A 9,019-nucleotide genomic window follows, 5' to 3' on the forward strand; every position below is an offset into this window, starting at 1 on the left:
GAAGATTACCAGAAGCCACCGGTAGCGTCACGCCGCATTACGAGGCTATATGGACTTGACGGCCTACATATCGACGTTGTCATGGGCGTCCCAGCAAATATCGGGTGTTACCGCCCCTGCCATAGGCTAATGTGTACTCAGATGCATTGCCCACGGCCGTGCGGACATCTGTGATGCGTGCGCCCGTCACCGGCCCGGGCACGCCCTCGAACCGCGTCATCTTCGCCGACCCGGCGTTGGGACGCTTTCACGGAATGAGGATGATCTTGCCGCGGTTGCGCCCAGCCTCGGCATCACGGTGAACCGAGGCTAGATCGACCAGGGGCAGGGAGGCAGCCACGTCGACGTGGACGGCGCCCGCGTCGACGAGCTTCACCAGTGCAGCGAGCTGACTGGTGTCGTTGCGCGCGACAAAGCGCATCGCAGTCACCTCAGCGTCGAGCGGCTCGATCGGGATGGTGACGGAGACCAGCGTCCCGCCGGGCCGGACCAGCGACACCAGACTCGCCGCCTGTTCAGGGCTGATCGCTACGAGGTTCAGGATGGCGTCGACCGGTCCATCCAGTGCCTGGCCGAGCGGCGCGTCGGTGTAGTCGATGATCTGGTCGGCGCCGAACTGCCGGACCGCCGCCGTACTGCGCGGGCTCGCGGTCGCGATGACGTGTGTTCCCACGTGCTTGGCCAGCTCGACCGCGAACCCGCCGACGCCGCCGCCTGCGCCGTTGATGAGCACCCGCTGGCCAGGCGTGATACGGGCGTGTTCGAACACTGCCTGCCATGCGGTGAGGCCGGCGAGGGGAATGGCAGCGGCGTGGGCAAGCGGGACGGCGGTGGGCGCCGGCACCAACGTATCGGCTGCGGCGACGACGTACTCAGCTGCGGCGCCGCCGCTATCGAGCCGACCGATGACCTGGTCGTCCGGCCCGAGAGTGTGCACGCAACTACCCACCTCGACCACCGTGCCGGCGACGTCCCACCCGAGTGTGTACGGCAGATCCAGCGCGAAGACAGAACGCAGCAGGCCGGAGCGCAATCCGATCTCGGACGGATTGAACGAGGTCGCCGCGACCTGGACCAACACCTCACCGGGACCGGGCATTGGGCGTGGGACTTCTTCATGGCGGATGACGGACGCGTCACCGTACTCGTGAATTCGTATGGCTCTCACGTACCGAATGTATGACGAGAGTGGAAGACGGCCCATGCGTATCAGTCTTCTCTTCCTACTCGACCGTCTCGATAGCAATACTGTGGCTATGGACGTACTCAGCGATGTGATCGCAGTCATGCGCACCGGCCAACCGCGCTCGGCGCGGGTCACATGGCACGCGCCGTGGGCACAGCAGTTCGCGTCCGTGCCCGGGTCCGCCGGCTTCCAGATGATCCTGCAGGGGCCGTGCTGGCTCATCCCGTCCGACACCGATCCCGTGCCGCTGGCCGTAGGAGATGTGGTGCTCCTGCCCCGCGGGCGTGGGCACACCCTGGCCGACAGTCCATCGACCCGACCGACCGTGCCGGCCTGCGACCCGAGCGACCCACAGTTCCTCGAGCGCCACGCCACCGCCGACACCGTCGGCGAACCAGTCCGCGCCGACGCCCCGGTCACCGTCACCCTCTGCGGCGCCTACCAACTCGATCCGGCCCGCGCCCACCCACTGCTGGGCAGCCTGCCTGAACTCATCCATCTTCCCGCGCACCTCGGGCGGCACCCAGAGCTACGCTCTACCGTGGACCTGCTCGCCACTGAGCTGGAACGGCCTCGCCTCGGCACGGATGCCATCATTCCCGCATTACTCGACACGCTGTTGCTGTTGATGCTGCGCACCTGGTTCGATGAGCAGCCCGCAGACGGGACCGCAACCGGCTGGGCAGCCGCACTCAAGGACCCAGCCATCACGGCCGCGCTGCAGGCCATGCATCGCGAGCCTGCGCGGCCTTGGACCGTAGCGACGCTGGCCACCCAAGCAGGGCTATCCCGGGCGCCGTTCGCCCGCCGCTTTACCACCCTGCTCGGTCAGCCACCGCTGAGCTACCTGACGTGGTGGCGGATGACCACCGCCGCCCGGCTTCTCCAAGAGTCAGACGCACCGCTGAGCGCCATCGCCGGCAGAGTCGGCTACGCGTCGGAGTTCGCCTTCGCCAACGCGTTCAAACGCCACTACGGCACACCCCCTGGCAGGTATCGCCATACCACGTAGCGGTTACTCGCGGCGCCAAGAAGGAGAACCGTGCATCGAACGGAGACAGCCGGTCAGATACGTGAGCTCGGCGACTCGGCATCGGTTGGCGATCATGCGGCGGGCATTTAGAACATCTCATTGCCATGTTTGGGACGTCCTAAACTGCGCATGATCCGATATGCTGTCAGCATGTCCGCTGAGAGCCTCCTACAGGATGCCGGGCGTACGGGACTCACGGCCCAGGCACGCCAGGGCACCCGGCCCGCAGCCGCACCGCTGACCCGGGAGTTGCCCGGCGACGGCGAGCAGGGCCGCGGTCACGTGGGCTCCCCGGCCGTCTGTTGTCTCCTGGTCGATGTGGACGCGTTCCTCCCCCGCGCTGCCGAAGCCGCAGACGGCTGGTCAGATCGCACACGTCATCGGCTCCGGCGCATCATCGACGAGCAGGTCCGCCACGAGACTGAGGCAAGCGTCCAACCTCTCCCCCCGGACGAGTGGCTGCTGACCCTCTCGTCACCGACCGCCGACGACGTGCAGCGTCGTGCCAGGCGCATCGCCGCCGGGATCCACCACACAGTGCGTGCCGGCGGAGAGCTCACGGTGACCGTTGCCGTCGGCCGGACGACCACCGGACCCGACGCCGTTCCGGAGGCGGTCTCGTCCGCGCGCCAGGCACATCGCTCCAAGCTTGCCCTCGGGCCGGACCGAGTGATCCCGGCGCCCGTCCTGGATGGCGGATCAGTCGACCTCCACGCGTCGCACAGCTTTCCCACCGGACCTGATGTCAGCGCCCCGCATGACGTCCATCGTGAGCTGGCACGCGCTATCAGCAAAGGCGAGTCCGACCGCGCCAGGCGCCTTCTCTGCGACTGGTTCGGAACGGCGACCACGTGTGCCGACGGCGACGACGAACTGGTCCGGCGCTGGCTGCTGGGCCAGGTGCTTGCCACCACGGCCGTGCTCGACGGACGGCTCGGCGCCGGCACGGCGTCGGACTGGATGGCCGTCTGTGAGGCGGTCCCCTACCCGGCGCTCGCCGAACTGGCAGACCTTCACGAACAGACGACGGTCGCTGACTGGGCCGGACGAGTGATCGACGCGCTCGTGACCCGACACCGACGAACCTCGACCCGCACCTCGACACTGGACCTCGTGCGACGCCACGTCGACCAGCACTTCACCGACCCAGACATGCGCCTGAAGAGTGTGGCGGCCATAGTCGCCGTGAGCCCGTTCCACATCTCGCATCTGTTCCGTTCCGAGCTGGGCACCACTTTCCGCGATTACGTCACCCAACGGCGGGTCCGCCGAGCCCAGCGCCTACTGGAGGAAACCCGGCTCGGCATGGAGCAAGTCGCACAAGCCAGCGGCTTCGGGACGCCGATCCAGCTGCGCCGGGTCCTAGTCCGCGAGACCGGAGCCACGCCCTCGGCAATCCGCCAGTCCGCCCGCGAGCGAACCTGAGGATTGGGCACGACGGCATCCTGATCATCCGAACTCCGCATGCGCGAGTCGAAGATACAGACGAGGTGGGGAGGGACAATTTCCCGGCCAGACACCAAGGACCCAGCCCACTCCACCCAGGGGAAGGCTCGGGCATCGGCGTGTGAGGAGTTCTGCGACGATCTCGCCGCGGGCGAGGCCGGGAAATTGTCCCTCCCCACCGGACGCAACCTCAAACCGTCAGCGGGGTTCCAGGCGCTGGACGAGCAGCCGGAACCGCTGTCGCGGCCGGCCACCTCCGGGCGACGGCGCCGGCGGCATGGTCCACGCCAACCCTGCCGCGACCAGGCTGTTCAGGATCCGCCGCGCGCTGCGCAGCGTCACAGAGAGTGCCTCGGCGACCCGGGCCGCGTCCACGATCAGCGGCTCGGGTTCGGTGTCCGGCAGCGCCATGATGATCCGCCGCAGCATGTCGCGCTCGTGCGGGTACTTGTCGTCGGCCACGACGCGCTCCTGACGTCGCGACCTCGGCGGCAGCCCGACGACCGTGCCGTCGGCGCCCACCACCTGAGCGGGATGTCCCGCGTGGCTCTGGGCCAGCCCCAGCGCCTGCTGCGCGTTGGCGTCGGCCTCCTGCACTGTGCGCCCGCTGCCGATGCCGACGAATGCCTGCAGCCCCAAGGCAGCCTGCAGCCTGTCCACGAACGGCGCCGTGTGCAGGTTGTCGGTGAGCTGACGCAGCGCACCAGCGGTGGCGGTGATACCGAACGTCATCCCCTCGTACGCGAGCAACGCCGCGCCAGCGGCTTCGACTTCCTCCAACAGGACCTGGTGGACGGTGAGCCGGGTGCCCTGCAGCCGGTAGTTGCTCCATCCCCAATGGCCGGAGCCCTCCGGGGACGTGACGTGGACGGTCATCAGGACCAGCTGCGCCTCCTCCAGCAGCGACCCCGTCCCCAGCAGCGCACTGGTCACCACCGCGTTGCGGAGGTTGGCCATGGTCGGGGCCATCCGGACGGCGGGGATGCTCTCCGCCTCCAGCCGGTTCGCCACCGCCTTGACCGTCGTAAACGCCGCCGTAGTGGCACCGGATCGGTACAGGTCAGCATGGAACCGACTGAACCCGTCCACCGACTCGGGCCCCTCGTACGGCGCCACGTGCAGCCGGCTCGCGTCGCGGCCGATGTCTGCGAAAGCCTCTTCGACCTCCGTCTCCGATATCGAGTCGATGCTGATCCGTTCCATCTCGATGGCCGGGTTCGCCGAGGCTCGTATGAGCGCCGAGAACAAGGAGGTGCCGCTGATCGGCACGAAGGTGGACGGGATGGGCAGAGTGTCCGCGGCGAGGTCGTACTGCAACGGCCCGGTGAACAGGATGATGTCGGCTTCCCCGCTCACCGCCTGTGCCCGCGTCAGCAGGTCCGCATCCACCTGATGCGCGGCCCCGATCAGCTGGACGTTGTCACCCACCGCCGCATCCAGGCTCAGGATGTTCTGGACCACGTCCGGCGGCCCGACGACGCCGACCTTGACCGGGGCGCGGACCTGAGCCAGATGCTCCCGGCGCGAGGCGACGCGCGAGGACGGCGCGGATGGCGTGGCCGGCTGGGAGAGATCGTCGTTCACAGTTGTCAGTGTGCCGGACCCCTCTCCAGCCGGTCGAGCAGGGCGGCGCCGCCCGTGTGTCCGCCGGTCAGCAGAGCTGCCATGCTACCGCCCAAGACCGCCGCCCGGTCCTGGACGCCTAGGTCGGCGAAGAGGACCCGTCCCAGGGACATTCGCAGGTCGATGAACGGGAAGTCGGACCCGAACACCACCTGGGCCGAGCCCACGGCGCCGACCATCTCGGCGATGGCCCGTCCGTGGTTGTGCGAGCCGCACAGCTCTAGCAGCACCCGGGGATGCCGCCGGGCCACCTCGATCGCACGGCCGAACGAGCTCGGTGCCACCCCAGCATGCCCGGCCAGGATCCACGCCCGCGAGTGATCCGTCGCCACCCGGTCGACGTGCGACAGATCGTCGAACTGCGAGCCGGCCCAGGTGTGGGTCAGCACCGGCCTTCCGGTCCGTTCCGCGTACTCCCACACCGGCCGGTACCGCCGCCCGTCCAACGGATACTCGTGCAGGTCCGGGTGGAGCTTGACCCCCACGAACGACGGGTGCCCGTGCCACCGCTCGAGCTGCCCGACCGAGTCCTGCCACGGGTTGACGACGATGTAGCCGGCGAACCGTTCCGGGTGCGTCTCGCACAGAGCAGCCGTCTGCGCGTTGCCCGACTCCGCGTCCAGTTCTACGGCGAGCATGCTGGAGGCGATGGCGCCGGACACCCCGCAACGGTCCATCACCCGCAGCATCGCCTCGCCGCTCGGATCTGCGACGAAGAACCGGTTGTACGGCCCCAGATGAGCATGGGCGTCCAGGATCGGTGTGCCGTGCCGTGGTTCGCGGCTCAACACCGGCCCGGCGGGCGCGCGACTGTTCATCTCACCTCCACCGTGGGTCGGGGCGCGGCCAACAGCCGGCGCATGGTCTCGCCGCCGATCGCACGCACGTCGGCGTCGTCCAGTTCAGACCAGAGCAGGCGGAGTACCGCCTCTCCCGGGTCACGCACCGGCTGCCCGGTACCGAAGACCAGGCGGTGCGGTCCGAACCGTTCTACAAGGAATTCCAGCGCCAGGTGCCCGGAGAGGTTGGCCGTGCAGAGCAGAACGCGGGCGTGACGTTCAAGCATGCCGCACAGCCGCCGCAGTTCCCGGTAGCCCACATCGGAGAGGACCATCCAAAGGTCCGGGTGAGCGGCCGTCACCGCCTCCACCGTGCGCCAGTCTGTCTCGGCCGCGTCGATGAGGAACGGCAGCCCAGTTTCGGCGGCCGAGTCCAGCAGGGGCGCCATGTCGGGCCCGGCCAGGTCGAACCCATGCGACGACGGCCGGGCCGTGAGCAGGCCGACGCCGCTGGCCCGCGCCCGGGCCACCAGCTCCGGCCCGTCCGGCAGTTCCCCGCAGGTCGGCGGGAGAACAGTCCAGCATGCCCACAGCCGCGCCTGGCCCGCGACGTCCGCGAGTACCTGGGCGTTACCCGCGGCAGGCTCGTGGTGAGTCGCCAAGGTATGGGCGACGACAGCCTCAGCGATGCCGTACCGGTCGAGTGCCGAGATCAGTGTCCCGGTCGTCCCGTCGCCCACGTCGTGGGCGGGATGCCGCCCGAGGGAGGCGGCAACGTCCAGCAACTTCAGGGATCCGCCCGCCTGGGAGCCGGCCGGCACGCGAGTCCCCGGTTCCCCGCTCGGGAGCAGCTTCCCGTTGCCAGCGTCTTGATTGATGCCAACGTCTTCAAAGACCGGGTCCCGCGATGGGTCTCCCTGTCGTGTTTCGGTCGTGATCTCCTTACCCACCGGCGACCTTCCACGCTATCCGGATCTTCCAACGTCCCTCCGACGGCAGCGTCACCCGCTGCGCACGCTCACTCGCCGCGGCGACTTGCACGCCGTTGACCGTCACCGGGCCAGTGGCCACACCATCCGGTGAACCATGCAAGGTCACGGCAGACCGGCGATCGGTGACAAGCTCCGCCGTCATGCCTTCATCTGTGGCCAGGCACCACCAGGCGAGCAGCCCACGGCCGGTGATCGCTGGGAACGTCTGCACACTGCCCGGCGGCGGATCCGGCCGTTCGGGATCTAGGTCCCAGCGCGCCCGCTCAGTCCGGCCGTCGTCATGGATGCGGGTCCAGCTGCCCGGACCAAGCGTGTCGACGACGCCCGCCAACCGCACATTGAGGTACCCCGCATCCCCCGGACCCGTACCTCCCGGACCCGCGTGGCTCAATCCGGCGTGGCTCTGCCCGGCGTCGTCAGGACCCGCACCTCTCAACCCAGCCGTGTTCACCGAGCCAGGGCCGTCGCCGGTGGGTTCGACGCCGGCTTCCGGCGCCTCATGTTCGAACGGGACCAGCACCGTCCGCACGGTCGAATGCTCATACGCCAGATGCAGGCCGTGGATAGTGCCGTACTCGTCCGGACAGGCCCGTCGTTCACGGAGGCGATTGCCGGCGCCATCGGCGTCGTCGCCCTCGAGTGCGACTTGACTGGACGGCAGGCGTGCCGGACCTGTGCCACGTTCGACGCCGACGGGCGTCTCGACCGGAACCACGACCAGACCGGGGCCGGCGCTGGACACATACCGCTGTCGATTCCGCGTCCGGTCCCCTACCTGACCTTCGGTCCGATCTTCCACCCGACCTTCCGCGAGGTCCTCCGTCCTCCACGCAGACCGACCGTGAATCGTCCAGGTCGAGCTGATCGGCCGGTCTCCCAGTTCGTCCTCCACCAGCCAGTACGCCGGATCGGACCGCACGAAGACGATCCGACGACGGTGCCGTCGCTCGAACGCGTCGTGCCGGCCGGCCACCACATCGACGCCCCGCCGGGAGACTGAACCCCCTGGCCACGAGCCACCGTCGCCGGCAGAATGAGCCGACATTCCAGTTGTCCCCGCGACCACAATGTCGTCATCTTCCCTACCCAGGCTCCAGAACGACTCCACTACGGTGTTGCGCTCGACCGAGTTCGGCTCGCCCTCCAGCGCGACACTATTGTGGCCGCGGCCCGCCTGGTACCAGGTGTAGTACCCGGGGTCGTCGTAGCTCGGAGGTCCCCCGGCCTCCCACGCCAACGGCTCGCCCCACCCAGAGATGACGAAGTCCAGGGCCGCGTGGTGCGAGTGCGGCTCCAGTTCGTGGCCCACATACGGCCCCAGGTTGACGACGGTGGTGAGGTCGTCGACCTCCCGCCCCTGTCGGAGCATCGCGTACCCGCAGCGACTCAGCAGGGTACTGGCGCCGCTCGGCTCTACGCTCGGCGCAGTCCGGAAGAACTCGACCGGATCCGTGCCGTCCGGGCGCGGTCCGAGCCAGTCCAGCCGGTCGACGATACAGTCCGCGTCCATCCAGCGCTCGACCAGCCACTTCCACTCCGGCACGCCGTACAGGTGATGCCCGACCAGCAGCAGCTCGGCCGGGCGGACGATGTGTGAGTCCTGCAGGTGCGGAATCCACCCGGCCGGGTGCGCCATCTCGGCCAGCCAGCTGTGCGCCTGCCGCAGCCGCGGGTGATCGATCAGCGACCGCTGCCCCGAGTCAGCCGAGAGCGCCGCCATGTGCAGCGCCTGCAGGCACATGGTGTGGTACGAAGGCGACCGCTCGTAATGGCAGCCGTCGGCGTAGAAGTCCAGCTCCAGATGGTCCTCGATCCGGCGCCGGGCGACGTCGAGCCACTCCGTGCGCTCGGCGAACTCCGGATACACCGAACTCACGTGCGCCAGCTCACAGACCGAGACCAGCTGCCAGTTGCCGTTGCGGAACGTCACATGTTCCTCGGCGGCCCAGCGAGCGCCGCC

At 68.7% G+C, this 9,019-nt stretch carries 7 protein-coding genes; 2 read left to right on the forward strand and 5 right to left on the reverse strand.

Annotated elements, in window-relative coordinates; genetic code table 11:
- Window positions 1-247 precede the first annotated feature (247 nt).
- Window positions 248-1,168: an NADP-dependent oxidoreductase gene (locus ELR45_RS28565; protein WP_129669339.1), complete on the reverse strand. Its 921-nt coding sequence runs from the start codon at window positions 1,166-1,168 to the stop codon at window positions 248-250.
- Between the two features lie 88 nt (window positions 1,169-1,256).
- On the opposite strand from ELR45_RS28565, the gene ELR45_RS28570 reads away from it, so the two are divergent.
- Together ELR45_RS28570 and ELR45_RS28575 are read left to right on the forward strand one after the other, a co-directional pair.
- Entirely contained in the window at window positions 1,257-2,198 is a 942-nt protein-coding gene (locus ELR45_RS28570; protein ID WP_129669340.1) for an AraC family transcriptional regulator, read from the forward strand.
- Window positions 2,199-2,369: 171 nt separating this feature from the next.
- A complete protein-coding gene (locus ELR45_RS28575; RefSeq protein ID WP_165368188.1) occupies window positions 2,370-3,644 on the forward strand; it encodes a helix-turn-helix domain-containing protein in 1,275 nt (424 codons plus the stop codon).
- Window positions 3,645-3,863: 219 nt separating this feature from the next.
- On the opposite strand, the gene ELR45_RS28580 is transcribed toward ELR45_RS28575, so the two are convergent.
- The 4 genes from ELR45_RS28580 to ELR45_RS28595 form a co-directional block, all read right to left on the reverse strand.
- On the reverse strand, window positions 3,864-5,249 hold the full coding sequence (locus ELR45_RS28580; RefSeq protein ID WP_165368189.1) for a hypothetical protein: 1,386 nt from the start codon (window positions 5,247-5,249) through the stop codon (window positions 3,864-3,866).
- A gap of 5 nt (window positions 5,250-5,254) precedes the next feature.
- Window positions 5,255-6,106, reverse strand: a complete 852-nt coding sequence (locus ELR45_RS28585; RefSeq protein WP_129669343.1) for an amidohydrolase family protein — start codon at window positions 6,104-6,106, stop codon at window positions 5,255-5,257.
- A complete protein-coding gene (locus ELR45_RS28590; RefSeq protein WP_205857451.1) occupies window positions 6,103-6,888 on the reverse strand; it encodes an amidohydrolase family protein in 786 nt (261 codons plus the stop codon). Before ELR45_RS28590 ends, ELR45_RS28585 begins: the two co-directional genes overlap by 4 nt.
- A gap of 121 nt (window positions 6,889-7,009) precedes the next feature.
- Window positions 7,010-9,019, reverse strand: a 2,010-nt coding sequence (locus tag ELR45_RS28595) for a heparinase II/III family protein (protein ID WP_165368190.1), incomplete at its 5' end; no start/stop codon positions are given.

The sequence above is a fragment of the Phytoactinopolyspora endophytica genome, from assembly GCF_004138495.1.
GTDB classification, from domain to species: Bacteria; Actinomycetota; Actinomycetes; order Jiangellales; family Jiangellaceae; genus Phytoactinopolyspora; species Phytoactinopolyspora endophytica.

Excerpts from the sequence above, each read along its gene's own strand:
- ELR45_RS28570 (WP_129669340.1), top strand. The coding sequence starts at position 1,257 with ATGGACGTACTCAGCGATGTGATCGCAGTCATGCGCACCGGCCAACCG.
- ELR45_RS28575 (WP_165368188.1), top strand. The coding sequence starts at position 2,370 with ATGTCCGCTGAGAGCCTCCTACAGGATGCCGGGCGTACGGGACTCACG.
- ELR45_RS28585 (WP_129669343.1), bottom strand. The coding sequence starts at position 6,106 with ATGAACAGTCGCGCGCCCGCCGGGCCGGTGTTGAGCCGCGAACCACGG.